Source organism: Prauserella aidingensis, from assembly GCF_024171865.1.
Classification (GTDB): domain Bacteria; phylum Actinomycetota; class Actinomycetes; order Mycobacteriales; family Pseudonocardiaceae; genus Prauserella; species Prauserella aidingensis.
This window is the reverse complement of sequence record NZ_JAMTCN010000002.1, coordinates 29613-52589: the sequence shown is the minus strand read 5'-3', so window position 1 is coordinate 52589 and position 22977 is coordinate 29613. Positions and strand designations below refer to the sequence as shown.

Annotated in this window: 22 protein-coding genes and 1 tRNA gene; 10 read left to right on the top strand and 13 right to left on the bottom strand. The window is 71.5% G+C overall.

Features of this window, described 5'->3' with window-relative positions:
• Positions 1-454: 454 nt before the first annotated feature.
• Complete coding sequence (locus tag LY13_RS02240) at positions 455-1489, top strand: helix-turn-helix domain-containing protein (RefSeq protein ID WP_253826451.1); 1035 nt, start codon at positions 455-457, stop codon at positions 1487-1489.
• Positions 1490-1660: 171 nt separating this feature from the next.
• On the top strand, positions 1661-2089 hold the full coding sequence (locus LY13_RS02235; RefSeq protein WP_253826450.1) for a dihydrofolate reductase family protein: 429 nt from the start codon (positions 1661-1663) through the stop codon (positions 2087-2089).
• A gap of 369 nt (positions 2090-2458) precedes the next feature.
• On the opposite strand, the gene LY13_RS02230 is transcribed toward LY13_RS02235, so the two are convergent.
• Both LY13_RS02230 and LY13_RS02225 read right to left on the bottom strand, forming a co-directional pair.
• Positions 2459-3184, bottom strand: a complete 726-nt coding sequence (locus LY13_RS02230) for a hypothetical protein (RefSeq protein WP_253826449.1) — start codon at positions 3182-3184, stop codon at positions 2459-2461.
• Positions 3181-4134 carry an ABC transporter ATP-binding protein gene (locus LY13_RS02225; RefSeq protein WP_253826448.1) on the bottom strand — a complete coding sequence of 318 codons (954 nt, stop codon included), beginning with the start codon at positions 4132-4134 and terminating at the stop codon, positions 3181-3183. The genes LY13_RS02230 and LY13_RS02225 overlap by 4 nt, the downstream gene beginning before the upstream one ends.
• 131 nt (positions 4135-4265) lie before the next feature.
• On the opposite strand from LY13_RS02225, the gene LY13_RS02220 reads away from it, so the two are divergent.
• Positions 4266-5540 (top strand): sensor histidine kinase, encoded by a 1275-nt coding sequence (locus tag LY13_RS02220; protein WP_253826447.1) that lies wholly within the window; start codon positions 4266-4268, stop codon positions 5538-5540.
• Between the two features lie 2 nt (positions 5541-5542).
• Positions 5543-6145 carry a response regulator transcription factor gene (locus LY13_RS02215; RefSeq protein ID WP_253826771.1) on the top strand — a complete coding sequence of 201 codons (603 nt, stop codon included), beginning with the start codon at positions 5543-5545 and terminating at the stop codon, positions 6143-6145.
• Positions 6146-6270: 125 nt separating this feature from the next.
• Here the strand turns inward: LY13_RS02215 and LY13_RS02210 are convergent, their stop codons facing one another.
• From LY13_RS02210 to LY13_RS02190, 5 genes are all read right to left on the bottom strand, one after another.
• Entirely contained in the window at positions 6271-8181 is a 1911-nt protein-coding gene (locus LY13_RS02210) for a DUF8508 domain-containing protein (protein WP_253826446.1), read from the bottom strand.
• Between the two features lie 100 nt (positions 8182-8281).
• Positions 8282-8752, bottom strand: a complete 471-nt coding sequence (locus tag LY13_RS02205; RefSeq protein ID WP_253826445.1) for a limonene-1,2-epoxide hydrolase family protein — start codon at positions 8750-8752, stop codon at positions 8282-8284.
• Between the two features lie 204 nt (positions 8753-8956).
• A tRNA-Ser gene (locus LY13_RS02200) sits at positions 8957-9041 on the bottom strand.
• Between the two features lie 60 nt (positions 9042-9101).
• Entirely contained in the window at positions 9102-9608 is a 507-nt protein-coding gene (locus LY13_RS02195; RefSeq protein ID WP_372493720.1) for a nucleoside deaminase, read from the bottom strand.
• Entirely contained in the window at positions 9605-10087 is a 483-nt protein-coding gene (locus LY13_RS02190) for a tRNA adenosine deaminase-associated protein (protein ID WP_253826444.1), read from the bottom strand. Before LY13_RS02190 ends, LY13_RS02195 begins: the two co-directional genes overlap by 4 nt.
• 129 nt (positions 10088-10216) lie before the next feature.
• Here LY13_RS02190 and LY13_RS02185 point away from each other — a divergent pair, with 129 nt between their 5' ends.
• Together LY13_RS02185 and LY13_RS02180 are read left to right on the top strand one after the other, a co-directional pair.
• A complete protein-coding gene (locus LY13_RS02185) occupies positions 10217-11446 on the top strand; it encodes a M20 metallopeptidase family protein (protein ID WP_253826443.1) in 1230 nt (409 codons plus the stop codon).
• 65 nt (positions 11447-11511) lie between these two features.
• Positions 11512-12522, top strand: a complete 1011-nt coding sequence (locus LY13_RS02180) for a prephenate dehydrogenase (protein ID WP_301298337.1) — start codon at positions 11512-11514, stop codon at positions 12520-12522.
• Between the two features lie 168 nt (positions 12523-12690).
• Here the strand turns inward: LY13_RS02180 and LY13_RS02175 are convergent, their stop codons facing one another.
• The 3 genes from LY13_RS02175 to LY13_RS02165 all read right to left on the bottom strand — a co-directional run bounded on the left by LY13_RS02175 (position 12691) and on the right by LY13_RS02165 (position 16140).
• A complete protein-coding gene (locus LY13_RS02175; protein ID WP_253826442.1) occupies positions 12691-12942 on the bottom strand; it encodes an antitoxin in 252 nt (83 codons plus the stop codon).
• Between the two features lie 336 nt (positions 12943-13278).
• Positions 13279-15234 (bottom strand): FUSC family protein, encoded by a 1956-nt coding sequence (locus LY13_RS02170; protein ID WP_253826441.1) that lies wholly within the window; start codon positions 15232-15234, stop codon positions 13279-13281.
• Positions 15235-15693: 459 nt separating this feature from the next.
• Positions 15694-16140 carry a GbsR/MarR family transcriptional regulator gene (locus LY13_RS02165; RefSeq protein WP_253826768.1) on the bottom strand — a complete coding sequence of 149 codons (447 nt, stop codon included), beginning with the start codon at positions 16138-16140 and terminating at the stop codon, positions 15694-15696.
• Positions 16141-16498: 358 nt separating this feature from the next.
• Here LY13_RS02165 and LY13_RS02160 point away from each other — a divergent pair, with 358 nt between their 5' ends.
• Together LY13_RS02160 and LY13_RS02155 are read left to right on the top strand one after the other, a co-directional pair.
• Positions 16499-17509 carry an ABC transporter ATP-binding protein gene (locus LY13_RS02160; RefSeq protein ID WP_253826440.1) on the top strand — a complete coding sequence of 337 codons (1011 nt, stop codon included), beginning with the start codon at positions 16499-16501 and terminating at the stop codon, positions 17507-17509.
• Positions 17506-19152, top strand: a complete 1647-nt coding sequence (locus LY13_RS02155; protein WP_253826439.1) for an ABC transporter permease — start codon at positions 17506-17508, stop codon at positions 19150-19152. Before LY13_RS02160 ends, LY13_RS02155 begins: the two co-directional genes overlap by 4 nt.
• Positions 19153-19352: 200 nt before the next feature.
• On the opposite strand, the gene LY13_RS02150 is transcribed toward LY13_RS02155, so the two are convergent.
• The 3 genes from LY13_RS02150 to LY13_RS02140 all read right to left on the bottom strand — a co-directional run bounded on the left by LY13_RS02150 (position 19353) and on the right by LY13_RS02140 (position 21884).
• The gene (locus LY13_RS02150; RefSeq protein ID WP_253826438.1) at positions 19353-19793 is read right to left on the bottom strand and encodes a hypothetical protein; all 441 of its coding nucleotides are present in this window, start codon (positions 19791-19793) and stop codon (positions 19353-19355) included.
• Positions 19794-19846: 53 nt separating this feature from the next.
• Complete coding sequence (locus LY13_RS02145) at positions 19847-21004, bottom strand: hypothetical protein (protein WP_253826437.1); 1158 nt, start codon at positions 21002-21004, stop codon at positions 19847-19849.
• 76 nt (positions 21005-21080) lie between these two features.
• Positions 21081-21884, bottom strand: coding sequence for an ArsR/SmtB family transcription factor (locus tag LY13_RS02140; RefSeq protein WP_253826436.1), 804 nt, complete (start codon positions 21882-21884; stop codon positions 21081-21083).
• A gap of 123 nt (positions 21885-22007) precedes the next feature.
• Between LY13_RS02140 and LY13_RS02135 the strand changes: the two genes are divergently transcribed.
• The gene (locus tag LY13_RS02135) at positions 22008-22274 is read left to right on the top strand and encodes a glutaredoxin domain-containing protein (protein ID WP_253826435.1); all 267 of its coding nucleotides are present in this window, start codon (positions 22008-22010) and stop codon (positions 22272-22274) included.
• Positions 22275-22441: 167 nt separating this feature from the next.
• On the top strand, positions 22442-22921 hold the full coding sequence (locus LY13_RS02130) for a Fur family transcriptional regulator (protein WP_253826434.1): 480 nt from the start codon (positions 22442-22444) through the stop codon (positions 22919-22921).
• Positions 22922-22977 lie beyond the last annotated feature (56 nt).

The window sequence follows — 22977 nt, the reverse complement described above, 5'->3', positions numbered from 1 at the left end:
CCGCGACGTCTTGCCGGAACCACGGATCGACGACGACCGGAAAGGGCGACGCCGCGAATCGGTGGGAACACCCAAGCGAGACCGGCAACGCATACAGCGAGGCCCCGGCGGACTGACCAGCGGCACCGGGGCAACTCGCGCGCCGCACACCGCCATCGGGTCGGTCGCCGTTCGGAAGGCGCGTCCGGATTCGTCGTCGCCGACCGCATGGTCACAGCCGTCCGCCGCACTGGTGAACCACGTGATGAACAACCGCTCCGGTGGTGAGGTCATCGTTCGCTTCTTTCCTGTCCGTTCAGCAAGTGCCCATGAGCACGAAACCCCAGTTCAGGCGGACATTCCACCCTGATCGACAGTGATCTTGCGGAACACACATTCCCTGTCGAACCGGGAGAAAATGCGGCACACTGCACAAGACGTAGGGTCCAGCCATCCACGGCGGAAGGGGACAGCGATGCCGGCGGCGGTCCGCAGCATGCGTCAAGAACAGCGGCAGCTGACGGCCGATCTGCGTGCCCGGTCGAAGACGTGGGCAGAGATCGCCTGCGTGTTCGCCGAGCGGTACCACGTCAACATGCGGGCGGCGTTTCGCCTGGCGCACGGCTGGAGCCAGCGTGAAGCCGCCGATGCCTGGAACGAGCGCTGGCCCGCCGACCCGAAGACGTTCAAGAACTTCTCGTACTGGGAGCAGTGGCCCGCCGAGACCGGACATGCGCCCTCGCTCGAGGTATTGGGCAGGCTCGCGGAACTGTATGCGTGCCGGCTGGCCGATCTCGTCAGCGACGTCGCCGACTTCCGCGCCACCGACGACGCTCATCGCCACGGCGAGCAACTGGCGACTCTCGGCAACGCCGACGGCACCGACGCCACCATGCGCGACTTCGTCACCCACCTCGACCAGGTCGACGTCCACGAACTTGCGACCATGGCCACCACCTGGGCCCAGAGCAACGGCGACGGTGACGGTGTCGACCGCCGTTCACTGCTGCTCAAAGTCAGCGCAGCCCTGTCGCTGGCCTTTGCAACCCCGGCATTGTCGGGCGAAGCCGAAGCTGCGGAACTGCCGTCCACGGCGATGGTCGATGGGGACCTGTCAGGAATCTGGTACAGCCGATACCGCTATACCAGCACCCGCAGAGCACAGACATTCGACGGCGAGCACTACGTGACGCTGCGCCACATCGGTGATCGTCTGTCGGGCGAGAGTGTTCCCGCCAATAACGGCTCGCGACTGCGACTCGACCTGAACGTCAACGGATCTGTTACTACCGGAACCTGGTCGGAAAGGACGTCACCGACCGGATACTACCGCGGCTCCGTGTACCACGGCGCGCTTCATTTGGTGCTCGATCCCATGCGGAAAAGTGCGCGCGGAAAATGGATCGGCTTCGACCGAGAGTTCAATGTGGACAGCGATGCGTGGGAGCTGCACTGGGTCCGGGAAAACACGGGAAAGGCGGCTCTGCGCGAGTATCATTTCAAGGTGTGATTCGACCGGTTCATCTTGAAACGCCGCCGGTGGCCCGAGCACCATCCGTGGAGAACGCTCCGCCGATGACGGCGAGGCGGCGGATGGCTCCACGACACGCTCTCACTCGACGACGGCGATCCGAGCACCGCTCGTTCCACCGACGAGGCCGGCAGCCGCATCCTGGCCGAAGTGCACGCCACCGGCGCGGTCCTTACCGGCAGGCGCACCTTCGATCACGCAGACCGGTGGAACGGCGACCACCACGACGGCGTCCCCATTTTCGTGCTCACCCGGTCCGCGCCCGAGCAGCCCGCACCCGGGCACTCCCACTACGTCACCGACGTCCACGAAGCGGCGGCGCGGGCCAGGCAAGCCGCAGGCGACCGGGATATCCTGCTGCAACGCGCGTCCGCCGCCCGCGCGTTGCTCGACGCCGGGGAGCTCGACGAGATGTCGTTGCAGATCATGCCCGTGTTGCTCGGGCAGGGCCGCCGACTCTTCGGCGACCTGCCCGCCGAACACGTCGAGCTCGACCTGATCCGCACCCTCGACAGCCCCGCGATGCTCCACACCCGCTACCGGATCGGCCCGGCAGAGCGGCACCGGAACCAGGCGTAAGGACGTCAACGCACGCCCGATCGTCCGGCAATACTCCCCCGTCCGGCACTCCCCGTCCAGCTGATCGAACCACGTCCGTTGACCGCAATACGGCCCCATCAACCACAGTCGCGCGTCCGTGAGGGTGGTGGCCGGGCGACGGGCGGGAGCAACGCAGCGTCCTGAGCGCAGGACACGACGTGCTGAATGCAGAACACGCGCCCCGGAAACCACGACACGGCGTCCGGAAAGCGCAACACGATCCCCGGAACCCGCAACACGGGTCCCGGAGAACGCAACACGGGCCCCGGGATCCGCAACACGGCACGGTTGCCGCCGAGCGCTCACCCGCCGAACCGCCCACCCGCCGGACCGTGTACCCGTCGAACCCTAGTTGCGCGGCTCCCAGCGGAAGTAGCGGCGCGCCAGCAGTGTGGTTCCGACGATCAGGGCGAGGAGGACGAGCACACTGGGTGCGGCAGCCGTCAGGGCCCGGGTCTCGCTCCCGCCCCAGCCGAGATGGACGAGTTCGGCCACGGCGCCGCCGCCGGTCGCCCGCATCGCCCAGGTGACCTCTCCGGCGGCTGCGGTGGCCCACACGCCCCCTCCTGCCAGGGCCACGAGGACGGGCAGCAGGGTGAAGTTGGTGGCCTCGACGGTACGGGTGAACGCGGCCGTCACGAACGCCACTGCGCAGCCCAGCGCCCCGGCGAGTACGACGGCCAATACCAGGAGCACGGGGTGGGCCGGTATCGAGCTCGTGGCGTAGGCCAGGACGGTGAGCAGCGCCGCCGCTTGGCCCGCGAACAGCACGCCGACGGGGCTGAGTGTGGACACCAGCACCGCCGGTGGCGCGACCGGAGCGGTGCGCCACCGCTGCAGGAGGTGCTGCTGGCGCCGGGCGACCAGCGTGGTCGTCGCGGTGCTCGCGACGGTGAGGCAGACCAGGGCGAGCAGCAGCATCGACGCGGCGGTTCCGGTGAGCCCGGTCGGCGGAGGCCTGACGATGAACAGCGCTCCGAGGGCCAGCGGCAGCAGCAGGGCGTTCGTCGCCGCGGTGCGGTTTCGCAGGAGCAGGGTCAGCTCGGCGCGGGCGAGCGCAAAGGTCGCGTTCATGATGTCGTGGCCTCCTCCGAAACGTGCGTGGTGCTGATTTCGTGGAAGATCTCGGCGAGCGTGGCTTCGCTGCTGTGCAGCCGATGAAGCTGGGACCGCTGCGTCTCGGCCCAGCGCAACAACGTGCCGAGGTCCCGGGTGAGGTCCGGGGTGCGGATCTCGACGAGCCGCACCCCTCGCTCCGGCGTGACCGAGGCCCTGCCGACGAGTTCGGACTCCGGAACGGCGGGCCCGGTCCCGACGAGCTCGTAACGGATCGTGGCGCGGCGCGCGGTGACGATCTCGGACAAGGTGCCCGCGACGGCCACGGTGCCCTCGTGGAGGATCAGCAGCCGATCCGCCAGCGCCTCGGCCTCTTCCAGGTGATGCGTGGTGAGCACGATGGTGGAACCGGTCCGGAGGAGGCCCCGGATCAGCTCCCAGGTCGCGGCACGTGACTCGGGGTCCAAGCCGGAAGTGGGCTCGTCGAGGAACAGGAGCTCGGGGGAGCCGGTCAGCGCGACAGCGAGGTCGAGCCGGCGGCGCTCCCCGCCCGACAGCCGCCCGATGCGCACGTTCCGGCGGTGCGCGAGACCGACGGCGGTGAGCTGCTCGCGCATCGACCCGGGAGTGGGCCGGTCCCGTTTCAAGCGGCTCCAGAGAGTGAGGAACTCGGCGGGCGTCAGCTCGGCGGGCAGCGCACTGTCCTGCAACATGACGCCGATCCGCGCGGCCAGTGCGCGGCGCTGCCCAGCCGGGTCGAGGCCGAGGATCCGCACGCGGCCGCCTGCGGGCCTGCGGCGGCCCTGCATCGCCTCGAGTGTCGTCGTCTTGCCCGCCCCGTTGGTGCCCAGCACCGCGAGCAACTCCCCGCGGGGTGCGTCCAGGTCGACGCCGCGCACCGCCTCGTGTGTGCCGTAGGTGCAGCGCAGTCCGCGTACGTGGACTGCAGGGTCCTCGGTGGTGTCCATGCGAACCAGCCTGCGGCTCGCGCGGCGCGAGCCGACAGTGCCGAAACCGCAGCCGTTCCGGTGCACTCCGCACGCCCGCCGATGACGGATGTCATTGGTGGGAGCGGCCCGGCTGCGGGACGATGACCGTCATGGACCGCGCACCCGTACGGGCCACGTCGGCGGAGCCCGCCGGGCCGGGCCCTGCCACGGACGGCTCCTCGGCCGGCCCGAGAGCCGCAGGAGCAGACCGGTTGCGCCGGCACAACTGGTGGGCACTGGTCGGGCTGGTCTACGCGGCAGGCGCCTTCGTGGTCGTCGCGATCCTCGCCACCGAGCCGTGGGGACCGTTGACCGTCGGCACTGCCGTGGCGGCGGCGGCCGGTTCACTGGGCGCAGGACGTCTGCTGCAGCGGCGGTTTCCCACCGCGGACGGCTCGGCCGACGGCGACGACGCTCTTCCGGTGGCGCTGATCGGACTCGCGGTGACCGGTGGACTCGCCGTGACGCTCGCGGCACAGTGGCTCAGCGACGACGCGGAATGGGCGATCGTGCCCGGCCTGGTCACCGGCGGCCTCGCCGTCACCGTCGCCCGGCGCCACCGCACCACGGTCGTGGCCGGTGCGGTGCTGGTCACCGCGGGAGCAGCCGCAGCGGCACAGACCGCGACCGACGGACCGCCGGACCTCGTGGGAATCGCGGCGAGTGCTCTGCTGATCGCCGCGATCGGCGGGTTCCTGGTCTACGGACTGTGGACCTGTGACGCGGTCGAACGCCTTGAGCACGCCCGCCGGCTGGAGGGCGAGCTCGCGGTCGCCGACGAGCGGCTGCGCTTCGCCGCCGAGCTGCACGACGTCCAGGGACACCACCTGCAGGTCATCGCGCTGAAGAGCGAACTCGGCCAGCGGCTGGCCGAGGTCAACCCCGCCGCGGCGGGCGAGCAGATGCGCGAGGTGCAGGAACACGCCCGCACGGCCCTGCGGGACACTCGCGCGGTGGTGCAGGGATACCGGCACGCCTCACTCGACGCCGAGCTGGCCAACGCCACCGGAGTACTCACCGCCGCGGGAATCGACGGGCGCCTCGACGGACGCACCGAGCACGCCGTCGCCGCCATCCCGGAAGCGCAGCGCAAGCTACTGGCCCTCGTCACCCGCGAGGCCACCACCAATGTCCTGCGGCACAGTCACGCCGCACACGCCCGCCTCGCACTGAACGTCGACGCAGGCTGGGCGGTGTTGCGCATCCGCAACGACGGCTCCGCCGCGACGGACTCGACGGCGGACTCAGCGGCGGACTCAGCAACGGGCACCGGTCTGACCGGCCTCGCCGGCCGGTTCGACGCCCTCGGCGGCACCCTGGAGTGGCGCCGCGACGGGGAGTGGTTCATCGTGACGGCGCGACTACCGACCACCGAAGGCGGGTGAGCATGGTTCGCCTGCTGCTGGCCGACGACGAGGTGCTCGTCCGCAGCGCCCTCGCCGCACTGCTCGATCTCGAGGACGACCTGCAGGTGGTTGCCGAGGCGGCCACCGGCAGCGACGCGGTCGCCCAGGCCCGCGAACACCGCCCCGACATCGCCGTACTCGATCTGGAGATGCCCCCGGCCGACGGACTGGTCGCTGCCGAGGAGATTCGCCGTGAGCTCGGCCTGCAGATCGTGCTCGTCACCCGGCACGCGCGCCCCGGGGTGCTGCGCCGCGCGCTCGCGAGCGGGGTGAGTGGCTTCGTCCCCAAGACCACGCCCGCGGCCCGGCTCGCCGAGATCCTGCGCGGGGTGGCCGCCGGGCACCGCTACGTCGACCCCGAGATCGCGGCTTCCGCGCTGACGGAGGACAGCTGCCCGCTGTCCGCTCGTGAACTCGACGTGCTGCGAGCCGCGCGCGGCGGCGACTCGGTGCAGGCGATCGCCGACCACGTACACCTCGCTCCCGGCACGGTGCGCAACTATCTCTCGTCGGCCATGACGAAGCTGGACCTCCCGACCCGGCACGCGGCCGCGCACCACGCGTGGCAAGAGGGATGGATCTGAGTGGTCCCCGGAATCCGCAACACGAGCCCCGAGATCCGCAACACGGGCCCCGGGATCCGCAACACGGCCACGAGGACGGCCGGCCGTGTCGCACGCCTTTCGGCGCAGGGAGCGCCGACGAACGCCTACCTATCGAAGGGCCACCAGAACCAGTCCCAGAAGTCGAGCGCGTGCCCGGCTGACGGCTTGAAGCGCACGATCTGCGGGTCGTGGTCGCTGGCCTGCTCGGCGAACTCGGCGTTGATGCGCACCACGTCGTAGTCGACGCGGCGCAGCGCGCCGGACACGAGGATGTGGTCGAGCACCTGCGAGTTGCCCTCGTAGACGTAGCTGTACTGCTCGTTCGCGGGCAGCGTGTCGATCAGCGACGTCAACCCGCCGCCGGTCAGCGTCGCCAGCGTCTCGGAGAACTGGAAGTCGTTCAGATCCCCGGCGACGACCACGTTGGCGTTCGGCTGCACTCGCTGCAGCTCGTCGACGAAGCCCCGCACGACCTCGGCCTGCTTGTGGCGCTGCTCCTCGGACGACCGCGTCGGCGGCTGGTACCGGCCGTGGGTCGGCTCGTCACCGCCCTTCGACGCGAAGTGGTTCGCCACGACAAACACCGTCCGCCCACGGAACTCGAACTCGCCGACGAGCGGCTTGCGGCTGTCGTCCCACGCCTGGTGCTGCGGGTCGATCCTGCCCGGCGACACCGACAGCTTCGCCGTGCCGCGCCGCGTCTTCTCGACCTCGACGGCTGTCGTCGCGTCACCGCCCTCACGGTCCACGAACGCCACCCGCTCGGGGTCGAAGAGGAAACCCACACGGATGTTGCCGCCCGGCTGGCCGCCGTCGGTGCGGTCCTGCGGGTCGATCTGGCGGTACTCGTAGGCCGGACCGCCCGCGGCCTCGATCGCCTCGACGAACCTGTCGAGCGTCTTGTCGGCCGCCACGACCCCGTCGCCGTTGCCGTCGGCGCCGTTGTTGTCCTGGATCTCCTCCAACGTCACGACGTCCGGCGACCGCAGGTGCTTCACGACTCCCCCGGCGAGGTCGTCGAACTTCGCCTGCTTGTCGACGGCGGACAGGTTCTCGACGTTGTACGTCGAGACCGAGAGCTCGCTCGGGTTCTGCGTGCGCGTCGTCTCGCGTTCGAGGCCGCCGCTCTCGACCTCGCCCAGTTCGGTGGCCTGCAGCGTGTAACCGCCGTACTGGTCGTACTCGAGCGGACCCGCGGTGGCGGCGGTGAGCGTGTCGCCGACGTCCGCCGTCGGGAACGGGTGCTCGGAGAACGGGAGCAGCGACTCGATCTTCAGCAGCCCGGTGTTGGGCGCGTCGTAGTCGCCGTAGACGACCCCGCCCCGCGGAGTGCGGCTGCGCTCGGGCTTGGTGGTCACGTACAGCTCGTTGTAATCCGTGCTGCGGCTGACCAGCGGCGCGTCGGCCACCGACACGCGCTCGCCCTCGTGGGCCTCCCAGAAGTCCAGCGCGTACTTGTCGGGCCGGAGCTCGAACTCCTCGAGATTGCCCTCCTCGGGCGCGAGCGAGTCCGGCACGGCGTCCGGGGTCAGCTCGACGGCCTCGGGCAGTTCGTTGCCCGACGAGGCGACGGTCCACTCGGCGTCGCCCAGCTGCGTCGAGGTCTGGAACGCCGAGTCCTGTCCCTGCGGCCGGTACTCGCTCACCTCGCCGGTGACCGACACCTCGTCACCGACGGTCACGTCCGGGGTCTCGTCGCCGTTGTAGACGAACAGCGCCTCGCTCGTACGCGGGTCGTCGTCGGGCTGCGGGTCCTGCACCCAGAAGCCGCGGACGCTGCCGAACTGGCGCTTGGCGGTGACGATGCCGGGCACGGTGACGGTCTCGCCGTCCATCGGGGAGATTCGCCCGGTGCCCTGGACGTCGTGGATGCGGGTGTCGGCGGCCGCCTCCGGGGCCTGCTCGCGTTCTGTGGTCTGTGCGCTGGCTGGGGTCGCGAGCGCGAGTGAACCGGCCACCGCTGTCGCGGAGAGTGCCGAGACGACCCGCGTCGCGCGTCTGGAGAATGCGGTCACGGCACGCATCTTTACCCATTCGGGTTATCGCCGAAAGGAAAATGCCCAAGCCGGAGGGAGCCGTTCGTCGGTTGTTCATCCGCACGAACGCCCGCGGTGATCAGCGGCGAGCCGCCCGGCCCGCCGTGGACCGGACCACCTGCGCCAGCGCTCTGACCCCGCCGCGCGCACTCGCGGCGAGCACGGTGGTCCAGTCGAAATAGTCCCGCCACAGCACGATCTCACCGCCGGAGACCTCGAACGTGCCGCACACCCAGAACTCGGCCCGCCAACGACCTGCCGCGAGCACGTCGGTGCGTTCGGTGAGCACGACCGGGCCGTCCGCGGCGATGTGGTGCACCCGCGCCTCGAACCCGCTGCCGTAGCGCGCCAGGAACCGCATCTGCTTCTCGAACGCCGACTTGCCACGCGCAGGCGGCAGCGGCACGTTCTGGTACACGATGTCGCTCGCCGCGTAGCCGAGCGCGGCGTCGACGTCGAGACGGTCCAGGGCCGCCAGGAACGCGCGGACGACGTCGACGGGATCGGTGGACCGGGCCTCGGCGGACCCGCCCGCGGGCTGACCGGACATCGACGTCTCCTCGGCGCTCGGCTCGGATGCGAGGGCCGGGATGCCACTCCGCAGTATCGATCTTGAGAAGCCGTTGTCGACCGTGAGCAACCGCGGCGATCGTGACGACGTCGTGCAGCCGCGGCGGGATCCGGTGGCGGTGGGATCCGGTGAATGTGAAACGGGGCAGGCACTCGCCATGAGTACCTGCCCCGTTCACCAGAGCGGTAGCGGTGGGATTCGAACCCACGGAGGCTCTCACCTCACGCGATTTCGAGTCGCGCTCCTTAGGCCGCTCGGACACGCTACCGCTAAATAGGTTACGGGACCGCTGATCGCCGATGACACGGGGGTGGGTCTCCCGACCGGCTCAACCGGCGTCGCCCCGATGCGCTGCGAAGAACTCGTCGAGCAGGGCCGCGCACTCCGTTTCGAGCACCCCGCCGAGCACTTCGGGGCGGTGGTTCAACCTGCGATCGCGCACGACGTCCCACAACGAGCCGACCGCGCCCGTCCGCGGTTCCCAGGCACCGAACACGACGCGGTCGACGCGGGCGAGCACGAGCGCGCCCGCGCACATCGTGCACGGTTCGACCGTGACGGCCAGGGTGCAGCCCGTGAGCCGCCAGCCGTCGCCGTGTTCGGCCGCCGCGGCGCGCAGTGCCAGCACCTCGGCGTGCGCCGTCGGGTCGCCCGATGCCTCGCGCGCGTTGCGGGCGCCCGCGAGCAGCGTGCCGCCCGCGTCGAACACGGCCGCCCCGATCGGCACGTCCGCGTCCGCCGCGGCACCGCCGCGGCCACCGTCGATGCCGGAGCCGTGTCTCGCGAACCGCAGCGCCTCGCGGACCGCGGACTCGTCGGCGTGCGACGGGTTCACAGCTCGTCGAGGACCTTGTTGAACTCGTCGCCGAACCCGCAGCGCTGCGCGATCATGCCCAGTTGCTCGTCCGGGTACAGCTCCGTCTCGCCCGCGATGACCTCGAGCTCGGGCGCAGGCATGCCCAGATCGGACAGGACCTCGAGGTCTCCCTCGGGCCAGATCGTGTCGTCGTCCTCGTCGGGCGGTTCGGCACGCAGCAGGTCCAGTACGTCGGCGGCGATGTCGTAGTCCAGCGCCGCCGCGGCGTCCGACATCATCAACTGGGCGCCGCTCGGCGTGGGGCGGACGATCACGAAGAACTCGTCGTCCACCGCCAGCATCGCGAACACCGCGCCCGTCGAACGCAGTTTGCGCAGTTCGGTGATGGCAGCGTCGAGTTCGGCGAGTGCGGCCTGGTCCAGCGCACTGCACTGCCACCGGCCGTCCTCGCGCACGACGGCCACCGCGAATCCCGTGATCGGCTCCTCCACCGGCATGGGCCCTACCGTATACCCGCGTGACCTTCGGTGACGGCTCGAAAGCGGCCCGTTCTGTTTCCCGTCCGTTTCGCGATGGTTCCCACCGACGGTCACAGGGTTCGGACGGCTCGTGCCAGGATCGAACGCATGACCGGACCCGAACAGCTCCCCACCCTTCCCGACCTGGTGTTGCCCCGGCTGCTCGACGAGGCGCGGCAGCTGCAACCGGACACCGTCGCGCTGCGCAGGCGCCTCCACGCCCGCCCCGAGATCGGCCTCCAACTGCCGAACACCCAGCAGCAGATCCTCGACGCGCTCGACGGCCTGCCGCTGGAGATCACCACGGGGAAGACGTCGACGTCGGTGACGGCCGTGCTGCGAGGCGGCAAGCCCGGCCCCTCGGTGTTGTTGCGCGGCGACATGGACGCGCTGCCGCTGCAGGAGGAGTCCGGTCTCGACTTCCCGTCGGAGGTCGACGGCGTCATGCACGCGTGCGGGCACGACACCCACGTGGCGATGCTCGTCTCCGCGGCGCGCCTGCTGTCCCGGCACGTCGACGAGCTCGCGGGTTCGGTCGTGTTCATGTTCCAACCCGGCGAGGAGGGTCAGCACGGCGCGCGGCACATGATCCACGAAGGCGTGCTGGACGCGGCGGGGCAGCGCGTCGAGCGGGCGTTCGGTGTGCACATCTACCCGACGCTGCCGAGCGGCACGGTCCGCACCAGGCCCGGCCCGCTGATGGCGGCGGTCGACGACTTCCACGTGCGCGTCCTCGGCAAGGGCGGGCACGGCTCGGTGCCGGAGGCGGCGATCGACCCGATCCCGGCGGCAGCGGCACTGGTCGGCGCGCTGCACACGATGTCGAGCAGGCGGTTCGCGGCGACGGAACCGGCCGTGCTGTCGGTGACGCACCTCGAGGCGGGCACGACCACGAACATCATCCCGGAGACCGCGTTCGTCGAGGGCACGATGCGCACCCTGTCCGACGGCGCGCGGGCCACGATGCGTGCCGAGGTGGAGAAGGTGTGCGAGGGCATCGCCGCCGCGTACGGCTGCCGGGTGCAGGTCGACCTCACGCCGGGATACCCCGTGACCGCCAACGACCCCGACGAGGCCGCCCGCGTGCTCGACCTCGCGTCGACCGTCCTCGGGCCGGACAACGCGGCCCCGCTGCCGGAGCCGATCATGGGCGGCGAGGACTTCTCGTACGTGCTGCAGCGCGTCCCCGGTGCGTTCGCGCTGCTCGGCGGCTGCCCACCCGACGTCGACCCCGCCGAGGCGCCCGCCAACCACTCGAACCGGGTCCGCCACCACGAGGACGCCATGGCCCACGGCGTCGCGATGCACGCCGCCTACGCCCTGTCGGCGCTGCGGTGAGTGGCGGGCTGCGGTGAGTGGCGGTTTGTGCCTTTGGTGGCCTCGGGGTGGGCGTGGGGTGACGGATGTGTGCCAGGATCTGCACCGTGCGTGACGTGTGTGTGATCGGACTGGGACTCATCGGCGGGTCGGTGCTGCGGGCCTCCGTGGCCGCGGGCCGCACCTGCTGGGGCGTCTCCGACTCCCGGTCGGACGTCGACGCCGCCGTCGCCGACGGATACGACGCCACCGCCGACCTCGCGAGCGCCCTGGACCGCGCCGCCGCCGACGACGCCCTCGTCGTACTCGCCGTGCCACTCACCGCGGTCGACGACGTGCTCCGCGCGGTCGCCTCCCACGCACCGAACTGCCTGCTCACCGACGTCACGAGCGTCAAGGCCCCGGTACGCGACGCCGTCGCCCGCCTCGCCCCGCGGACGCGCTACGCGGGCGGGCACCCGATGGCGGGAACGGCCGAGTCCGGCTGGAAGGCCGCGACGGCGACGCTGTTCGACGGTGCGACCTGGGTCGTGTGCGCGGAGGAGGCCGTGGGCGACGACGAGCCCGGCACGGACCTCACGGCGTGGCGGGAGGCCGCGGCGCTGGCGTTCGACGCCGGTGCACGCGTCGTCGCGCTGCCCGCGCTCGCCCACGACGGCACGGTCGCCAGGACGTCACATCTGCCGCACCTGCTCGCCGCGGTGCTGGCGAACGTCGCCGGGTCGGGCGGTCCGCTGGCGGCCGCCCTCGCTGCGGGATCGTTGCGGGACGGCACCCGGGTCGCAGGCACCCGCCCGGAACTGGTGCGCGCCATGACCGAGGGCAACCGCGGCGCACTGCTGCCCGTACTCGACGAGGCGCTGGGCCTGCTCGGCGCCGCACGCGGATCGCTGGCCTCGACCGGCGGGCTCGCCGCCATGATCGACGCGGGTCACGAGGCCCACGCGACCCTCGAACGACAGCAAGGGGCACCGCGCACGCCGATCACACTGGACCTGCGTGCCCCCGACGCCCTCGAAGGGCTGCTCTCACTGGGTGAACGCGGCGGCTGGTTCACGGCACTCGACGGCGACGTGCTCACCGGCGAGGTCGCCTGACCCGAGTGGTCCACCCGGCCGCCTACGGCAGGCGGCGTTCACCGAGCCGACACCACAGCCACAGTCACAGCCGACACGGCAGCCCCGGCCGACACAGCCCGTCTCGGCGTCGCAGCGTTCACCGGGCCGGCAGGACCGCTGTCACCCTCGGACCCGCCGGCCGCGAGCTCACTGCCCGGACGGACCGGACGGACCCGGCTGCTGGCCGCCCTGTCCGCCGCCCTGGTCGCCCTCGCCACCGGTCTGCTTGTGCAGCGCGTCCTTGGCCTTCTGGGTCGCGTTGTCGATCTTGTCGGCCTTGTCGCCGAACTTGGACTTGGCGAAGCCGCTCGCCTTGTCCAGGCCCTGTTCGACCTTGTCACTGTTCTTGCTCAGGGCGTCCTGAGCCTTCTTCTTCATCCCGCCGAAGTTGATGCCCATGTGCCCAATCCACCAGCATCGACGCCCCGAACGCAAACGCTGCCGGGGGTGTCGCGCGAAAAGACCCGAGCGTGTCACCGCGGCAGCACCGCCGACTCGGCGCCCCTCACCGGGGAAAACCACCGAAAACCCGGTGATCCGCCCCGAACGCCGACGAAACCGCAGCGAAGCGGGCCACCCCGGGGAATCACCCGACCGGAGTCGCCCCACGCTCAGTTCAGCCGTCCACCGACCGTGGAGGCGCCGCCGGTCGGCGCCGGTCACCGCCACCGGCGCACACCACCGGTCACCGCCACCGGCGCACACCACCGGTCACCGCCACCGGCGCACCACCGGTCACCGACGCCGGAACCGGAACCGGGGCCGTGACGGATCCGGCCCGCGCACGGCGTCGAAGGCCGCGGCGAGCTGGTCGGTGACGCCCGTGAGCTGGTCCGTCTCGGGCAGCTCGACGTCGCCGGGGTCCCGCGCCTGCCGGACGGCCGACGCCAGCTCGCCGAGCGCCGCCGTCACCAGGCGGACATCGGACTCGGCGGGCCGCTCGGCGCCGTGCGAGATCGTCACGACGACGGCCGTGACCGCATCGGTGAGTTGCTCCAACGCCACGATCGCGGGCCACCACGCCGCGGCCTGCCTGCCCGCCTGCGACGGTTCGACCACGAGCTGCTGGAACGCCGTCCGCAGATCGGACAGCCCGCGGTAGGCGCGCCTCCTGCAGCGGGAGCGCTCCATCCGGTCCTCGCCCGGCGGCCCGAGGCCGGCCTCGACGTACCGGGCGACGGTGTCGGCGACGTCCGCGAGCCGACCTCCCACGCGAGGGCGCATGCTGCCCGGCCACAGCAGGTAGCCGAAGACGAGCACGATCACGCAACCCGCGACGGTGTCGGCGAGCCGGGCGACCACGACGCCCCAGTCGCCGCCGATGGTGAGGTCCATCTGCAGGATGATCAGCGGTGTCACGAACGCGCTGAGGATGCCGAAATTGCGGACCTTGCCGATGGCCACGCCCGCGCCCATGAGCGCGACGAGCAGGACGAGCACGACGCCGTGCGAGTCGGCACCGAAGCCGAGGATCGCGGCCCCGATGCCCACGCCGACGACCGTGCCCACGCCGCGCAGCACCGCCCGGCCGAACACCGACCCGAAGTCGGGCTTGAGCACGAGCCCGACGGTGAGCGTGATCCAGTACGAGTTGTCGAGCGGCACGATCAGCCGCGCCAGCTCGGCCAGCGCCACACACAGCGTCAGCCTGGCCGCGGCGAACCACGTGAGCGGGCCGGACGTGAGCGAGTCCAGCCATTCGCCCAGTTTCGTCCGCCACGGCACCCGGTCGCGGCGTCGGCGTTCCTGCTCGGTGCTGATCCTCGTCAGCGCGTGGTACAGCGCCGCGGCCGGTGAATCGGCGGGCTCGAGGTCGTCACCCGCCGCGGACCGTGCAGGCGGTTCGGGCAGCGGCATGTCGGCCAGCACGGCCGCCGCGAGGTCGGTGAAGTGCGCGATGACGTCACGTGGCGCGCGCTCTCCCGCGTTGACCATGGCGACGGACGCCTCGACGGCCGGGGTCGTCGCCGACAGCAGGTTCAGCAGCCTGCGGTAGGTCGCGTCGCGGCCGGACAGCCACGACCGCGCGGTGAGCAGCCGGTCGTAGGCGGTGTTCATCGCGGTCGTCAGCTGGGCGCGCGAGGTGAGGGCCGTCGCGTCGTCGGGTGCGGAGTGCATCGCCGCGAGCTCGATGTAGACCTGCGCGACCGCTTTGCGCTCCGGCGACGTCCCGTGCACCGGCCAGCCGGACAGCGCGACGAGCAGCCCCCAGAGCCCACCGGTGACGATGCACAGCATCGCGACCCGGATGTCCGTGCCCACCGCGGCCTGGCCGGTGCCGAGCGTGACGAAGACGAACAACTGCAGCGCGGCGAACGACGCGTTGTTGCCGCCCGCGCTGATCAGCGCCGACACGGCCGCGACGGCGACGACCGTCGGGTGCGACAGCCACGGGTCGGCACCCGTGACGAGTCCGATCCCGAACCCGGCGATCGCGGCCAGCACGGTGCCGCCGAGCCGGGTCGCGCGGTACCGGTACGGGCCGGCCACGTCGCCGGTGACCACCGGCAGGACACCGGCCGAGACCAGCGCACCGGTCCAGGGCGCGCCGAGCAGGTAGCCCACGGCGATCGGCACCGAGAACGCCACGGCCGCACGCGCGGCCCCGCTCCACGGAACCGGTGCCGGGTTGGTCCGCAACAGGTGTGCGAGCCAGCGCGGCGCGGGCAGGTCGGCACGGGGCGGGCTCACCCCACCATCTTGACCCAGCACGGCCGCTGCCGAGTAGCGCCCACCGGTGCGAGATGATCAACACGGCGGTCACGGGGCGCGAGCAGCATCCGTTCCCACGGCGGCCCCGGTACGGAACGTCGCCGGCACGCGCGAAGCGGTACGGCCCGCCCCTCCCTGCGAACCGCACCCGCCTCGCGCGCTCGGTGGTCCGGACCAGCAGCCCCACCGGTCCGAACCGATTCCCGCGGCCGGATGGCCGACACCCCCAATGCGTGTCACCTGACAGTCGGCCAGCCGTGTCCACTTGTGGGGAACACTGCCTCCGACCGTCCGCACCGCCGCGTGGTTCCGTCTCAGGGGAGGCGATTTCGCGGACGACCGCACGACTCGACGCGGTGCGCCCACCACCGACCACCGCGCAGCCACCACCGCCCGCCGCGGCCCCGGCGACCCGTGACGGTGACGGCCCTACCGGGCTCACCGGTCGGCGTTCATGGACTCCCAGCGCGCGAACAGCTTCGGGATCTCGACCACGAGGTAGTCGAGGAAGTCGGCCATGTGGGACAGGCGCACGCCCGCCGGGGTGTCGGGCCCGACGGCCTGCATGCCCTCGCGCGTCGCGTCACGCCACATCTCGAGCATGCGCTCCCGCTTGAGCATCGAGGCGAACCAGAAGTCGTCGAACACGCGGTAGTGGTCGCGGCGCGCACCCGGTGCCCGCTCCTTGGCGATGAGCCCGGTCTGCTCGAGGTACTTGACGGCGCCCGAGACCGCGGCGGGGCTGACCGACAGCGCCTCCGCGACCTCGGCCGCCGTCATCTCCCCGCTGTCGGACGTCGTCAGTGCGGCGAACACGCGCGCGGGCATGCGCGGGAGGCCGATGTTGTTGAGCGTCAGCCCGAGACTCTCGACGTACTTCGCCACGGCCTCCTCGTCACGAACACCCGAGTCGTGACCGCCCGCGTCGCGAACACCCGAGTCCCGACCGCCCGGCTGCGTCTCGTCGTCACGGGTTCCCGCCCCTCCTGATTCGGTCACCTCGTCGCGGGTGCTGTCGTCACGGGCGTGGGCGTCCTGCTGTCCGGTTGACTCGTCGACCACGGGCACATCCTCCCTCACGTCGATCAGGGAACCATGTCGTTCGGTGAACTATGTCGTTCGGTGAACCACGGCGATCGGGGAACCACGTCGATCAGGAACCACGGCGCGCGTTCCAGTGTTCACATCGATCATGAATTTTTCAGGATTCAAAACTTTGTGAAACAAGTGTACCTTCGAGCGCATGACACACAACGCCGTGAGCTCCCCATCGAGCGGCGCGACCACCCACGAGGCGATCGGCGTCGCCGGACTGCGCAAGACGTTCGGCCGCACCACGGCCCTCGACGGGCTCGATCTGCACGTCGAGACCGGCGAGGTGCACGGCTTCCTGGGCCCCAACGGCTCCGGGAAATCGACCACCATCCGGGTCCTGCTCGGCCTACTGCACGCCGACAGCGGCGACGTGCACCTGCTCCACGGCGACCCGTGGCGGCAGGCGGCCACGCTGCACCGCAGGCTCGCCTACGTGCCCGGTGACGTGAACCTGTGGCCCAATCTCTCGGGCGGCGAGGTCATCGACCTGCTCGGCAGGTTGCGCGGCGGTCTGGACAAGCGCAGGCGCGGCGAGCTGATCGAGCGGTTCGAACTGGACCCGACGAAGAAGGGCCGCACCTACTCGAAGGGCAACCGGCAGAAGGTCGCGCTCGTGGCCGCGCTGGCCTCGGACGTCGAACTGCTGATCCTGGACGAACCGACGTCGGGCCTCGACCCGCTGATGGAGGCCGCGTTCCAGGAGACGATCCGGGAGGTGCGCGGCGAGGGCAGGACGGTGCTGCTGTCCAGCCACATCCTCGCGGAGGTGGAGGCGCTGTGCGACCGCGTGAGCATCATCCGCGCGGGCCGCACCGTCGAGACCGGCACACTGGACGACCTGCGGCACCTCACGCGCACGTCCATCTCCGCCGAGCTCGCCGGCCACCCGAACGGCCTGGCGTCCCTGCCGCACGTCCACGACCTGCGCGTGGACGGCAACACCGTGCACTTCGACGTGGACACCGACTCGCTGGACGAGGCGCTGCGGCGGCTCACCGACATCGGCGTACGCAGCCTGACGAGCACGCCGCCGACCCTCGAGGAGCTGTTCCTGCGGCACTACACCGACGAACTGCCCGGCGCCGAGGCGGAACGTGCGGAGCAGGCGGCGCGTGCGGAAACGGCAGGGCGCGAGGAGAAGACGAGGACGGCGCCATGACCGCGAACGTCACCCACGTCCCCGCCACGCACGAGAAGCCGTCACCTGCGGCGGGTGCGCTCGCGGGCACGGGGCAGCTGATCCGCCTGGCACTGCGGCGCGATCGGATCGTGCTGCCCGTGTGGGCGCTGGTGGTCGCGTTCCTCGCGGCGTCGGGTGCGAGCGCGTTCGAGGCGCTGTACCCGAACCCGGCCGAACGCGCGGGGCTGACGGCGAGTGTGGCGGCCAATCCGTCGTTCGCCATCATGTTCGGCCCCGCCTACGACCTGGAGACCGCGGGCGGGTTCACGGCCTGGCGGTTCGGCACGATCGCGGCGCTACTGACGTCGCTGATCGCGGCGTTCACCGTCACCCGGCACACCCGCCAGGAGGAGGACACCGGACGGCAGGAACTGCTGTCGTCGGCGGTCGTCGGCCGTTACGCGCCGCTGACCGCGGGCGTGACCACGGCAGGCCTGTTCAGCGTGGCGACGGGCGTGCTGCTCGCCGCGATGATCACCGGGGTCGGTGCGGACGCCACGGGTTCGGTGGCGTTCGGCGCGGCCGTGGCACTGTGCGGGCTGGTGTTCACCGGCGTCGCGGCCGTGACCGCCCAGCTCGCGGAGTACTCGCGCACGGCCAACACGCTCGCCGGTTCGACGTTCGGCGTGCTGTTCCTGTTGCGCGCTGCGGGTGACACCTCGGACGCCGAGTGGCTGTCGTGGCTGTCGCCGGTGGGCTGGGTGCACCGGGTGCGGGCGTTCGCCGAGAACGACTGGTGGGTGCTGGCACTGCCCGCCGCGGCGGCGCTCGTGCTGTGCGCGGCGGCGTACGCGCTGCTGCCGCAACGGGACGTCGGTATGAGCCTCATCCCGGGCAGGCCGGGACGCGCGACCGCGACGTCGGGCCTGCGGACGTCGCTGGCGCTGTCGTGGCGACTGCACCGAGGCGCGTTGCTCGGCTGGATCGTCGGCTTCGGCGTCATGGGCATGCTGTTCGGCACGCTCGCCTCCGGCGTCGGCGACCTCGTCGGCGACAGCGCCGAGATGAAGCGGATGCTGCAGCAGATGGGCGGTGCCCGCGGCATCGAGGACGCGTTCCTGAGCTCGATCACCGGCATGGTCGCCATGATCGGTTCGATGTACGCGGTGCAGGCGACCCTGCGCATGCGCTACGAGGAGACGGCCCTGCGCGTCGAACCGTTGCTCACCACGGGTGTCGGACGGCTGCGCTGGCTCGGCGGGCACCTGCTGTTCGTGCTGGCCGGTACGGCGGCGGTGCTCGCCGTGTGCGGCGCACTGCTCGGCCTCGGCTACGGGCTGAGTTCCGGCGATGTCACCGGGGAGTGGCCGCGCGTGTTCGGCGCGACGCTCGCCCAGCTGCCGGCGATGTGGGTCGTGGGCGGCGGCGCGGTCCTGCTGTTCGGGCTCGTGCCGCGCGCGACGGCGGCGGCGTGGGCGCTGGCCGCGGCGTTCGTGCTGATCTCCATGTTCGGCCCGATCCTCGAACTGCCCCAGGCGGTACTGAACGTCTCCCCCTTCGCGCACGTGCCGCAACTGCCGCACGCCGAGTTCTCCGCGACCCCGCTGCTGTGGCTGACGGCGACGGCCGCGGCCCTCGTCGCCGTGGGGATGACCTCGCTGCGCAGGCGCGACATCGGCTGAGGCTCCCGGCCCGTCGGGGTCGGCCCGTGTCGCGCCGTGTCGGCGCGGCGGAGCGGGTCCGTGTCGCAGGCGCCGACGTCGCGGAGCGGGCCGGGGCCGGTGGCAGAGCGGGGCGGGTGTCACCGGCGGCGTGGCCGGTCCGATGTCGGGGTCGGACCGGCCACGCCGCACACTGCCCTCACCCCGGCCACACAGCGCCGTCACCCCGGCCGCACGGTGCCGTGCCGGTCGACCGTGACCGACGCGGCGGGACCGAGCGCCGGGCAGTCGTCCCCGTTGGGCGTGACCGGCTCCGGGACGACCGTCACGGGTCCGAGCCGCCGCCCGCCGGCGAGGAGCGTGACGCGGACCGGTTCCGTCGGCAGTTCGCGGATCTCGGCGAACCCTCGCCGGGGATCGGACGCCGACCAGCGGCGGCTCACCTCGTACTCCCGGCAGGTTCCGTCCCAGCACGCCTCGAGCCTCATGTCGCCGGACGCCGGATCGGGCGCGGTCGGCGTGGACGCCTCGGGGCCGACAACGCCGATGCCGGGCGGGGAGCCGATCGCCGTGCAGGTCTGCGCGCTCGAATCACACCCACCGACCGCGACGACGGCCAGCAGCCCGGGTATCCACATCCGCCACATGACCACTGGACGCACCCGAACTCCGATCCGGTTGCAGCGCTGCCCGTACGGCTCGGCGTCGCCACCGGTCACGTCTGGTCCGGCTGCGTATCGGTCACGTCGGCGAGGGCGATCTCGGCCTCGTGGACCCGGCGGTCGGCGGCGTCGAACGCCTTGCGCGCGGCGCTGGTGCGACGGCGCGCCTCCGCCTCGGCGGCCTCGGCCTCCCGGAGCTCCGTCACGGCGTCCCCGAGCGCCTCCCGGGCTTCGGACAGCTCCGCGTTGCGTTGCCTCCGCCGCTCGCGTTGCTCGCGAAGGCGCTCCTCCCGCCGTTCCCGTTCCCGGCGTTCCTCCTCCCGCCGTTCCCGTTCCCGGCGTTCCTCCTCCCGACGTTCCCGTTCCTGCCGCTCCTGGTCCAGCCGCTCGTGCTCCAGCCGTTCCCGTTCCCGCTGCTCCGTCTCCCGCGCGTCTTCCCGGCCGTCCTGCCGTTCCTGGTCGCGGAGCCGGTCGTGGCGGTTCCGCGCACGACGTTGCTGCTTCTTGTCGCGGCGTTCCCGATCCTGCCGACCGGCCTGCGCGCGCCGGTCCGCATCACCGGTCCGGGCCGCCTCTGCGGGTTCCCGCCGCCCGGTCGACCGCTTCCCACGACTCCGCTCCTCGCCGACGGTCCCCTCACCTCGGGAGCGCTCACCCTGCGTGCCGGGTGAGGCGGTCCCCGCGCCGGCCATGCCGCCCTCGAACCCGCCGCCCTCGAACACGTCCCCGGGTCGCAGGGGCGACACGAGACAGCCGCGCTCGACGGCCTCGCCCGCGCCGGCGTCCGTCACGGCGGCGTCGAAGGTGTCGTGCACCTCGCGCGACACGCCGTCCCCGCTGTCGGACGCCTCGAGCTCGGCCGCCTCACCGACGAGTTCCCGCCGCCGCTGGGACAACTCGCGAATGCGATCACCGTCCAGTTCGGCGTGCGCGGAACGCAGTTCGTCGCCGAGCGTGCGGAGCCGTCGCACCCGGTCCGGATGCTCCCGCGCGAACCGGTTCACCCGCGCGGCCGCGACCGTGGGTTTGCGGAGTTTCCGGATCCGCGCCGCCAGATCACGGTCGCCGACGGACCGTGCCCGCTCGTTGCGGGCCTGCGTGAACTCGTCGCGGTCGAGGGCGTACAGCTCGGCGGCGACGTCGTACAGCGCGGCGTCGGCCTGCGTGTCGGCTTCCGTGTCCGCATCGTTCCGCGCCGCCGCGTCGTCCATACGTTCAGCGTGCCGCACTCGCGCGCGTCGGCGAAGGCCCGCAGGCACGCGACCCGCGATCGCCCGGCCCGAGGGGTCACGTCGTGGGAACCGCCGCCCCGGTCTCGAGCACGGTCTTGAGGTCGGCCAGGAGCGCCGGCCACCCCTGCGACACCATGCGGCGCATGGTGCTGCCGTCGGGGAACCCGTCGTGCGTGACGGTGAGCCGCACCTTCTCGCCGCGGCCGTCGGGGTCACCCTGCGGTTCGATCTCGAACGTCACGGTCGACCGCGACTCGGCGGCCAGCTCGGCGAGGCCGTCGCCGTCGATTCCCGCGGAGGCGGCCCACTCCGCGGTCGGTGTGTGCCACGTGTACGACAGCCGCCGGTACGGCTCGGCCTCGACGACGCGCTGTTCCGGGTCCTCGATCCGGTTCCCGCCTTCCAGCCACACCATCGGCGACCCGGGCTTCCAGTCGGTCTCGAACTCCACGCCCCAGTAGCGGCGGGTGAAGGCGGGATCGGTCAGCGCCTGCCACAGCTTCTCGGGCGTGGTCCTGATGTAGGTCGTGTACACGAACGCGGGCTCGCCCATCGGTGCCTCCAGTGCCTGTTTGAGATCGGCGAGCGCTGCGACCCGCCTGCGGTCGTAGGTGTGGATCCAGCGATCCGAGATCGCATGGATGGGCTCGGCGTTGAGGTAGTGCAGCTTCTCCCTGCCCCGGCGAACCGTGGTCACGAGATTCGCCTCCTCCAGCACGGCGAGGTGTTTGCTCACCGACTGGCGCGTCATGGCCAGCTCGGCGCACAGCTCCCGCAACGCCTGCCCGTTACGGGCGTTGAGGCTGTCCAGCAGCCGGCGCCGCCCGGGATCGGCCAGCGCCTTGAATACCTCGTCCATCCGCTCCCGTTCCTGACATGCAACCTTCCGGCTGCACTTTCACGGTAAGCAGCCTTTTGGTTGCATGTCAATCTGTGTCACATCACCGGCCCGTTCCCCGGAGGGCGACGTACCGTCGGAGACGTGGCGATTGACGAGATCGAGTTCTACTGGCGACCCGGCTGCCCGTTCTGCATGATGCTCGAGGCGCAGCTCGACGCGACCGACCTTCCCGTTCGCAAGATCAACATCTGGGAGGAGCAGGGCGCGGTCGAACGCGTACGCGTGGCCGCGGGCGGCAACGAGACCGTGCCCACCGTGTACGTCGGCGAGCACTCGCTCGTGAACCCCGGCATGGCCGAACTCGAGGACCTCGTCCGCTCGGCAGCACCGCAACTCCTCGGCGAGTAACTCCCGAACCCCGGCGGCGTGCTTGTGGCGCCCCGGCGCCAGGAGCACGCCGCCGCGTGACTGCGTCGAGTGCAACCAGGGTGCCCCTGGGGGTACTCCGAGACTCCGCACACCGGCCCACGAAAAGGCCGGTTTGACCGCATCCAGTTCGGGTACACCCCTCAGTGATGGATGCAGGTTCACAGCCGGACGTCGTCGAACTCCTGCGCTCGGTCGGATTGCGCGTCACCGGCCCGCGCCGACGTGTACTGAACTGGCTCGAACACCACCCGCACTCGACCGCGGATGCCGTGTGGGCGGGTGTGCGCGGCCAGCCGGCGTCGGTGTCACGCCAGGCGATCTACGACGTCCTGCGCGCCTGCGAGGAAGCCGGCCTGGTTCGTTCGATCCAGCCCGCCGGCCACGCGGCGCGATACGAACGCCGCGTGCACGACAACCATCACCACCTCGTCTGCCAGTCATGCGGGCGGACGGAAGACGTCGACTGCGCCGTCGGCGCGACGCCGTGCCTCACCCCGAGTGATTACCGCGGATACGACATCTCCCAGGCCGAGGTCATGTTCTGGGGCCTGTGTCCTGCGTGCAGGCAGCGACGCCAGGCCGAACGCGCCGCGGCCGAGCAGGCTCCCGTTCCCCACGGCGGCTGACCGGGCGGCGACACGACCGTCACGGACCGGCCGAGGAGCTCCGCGCACCCGACACG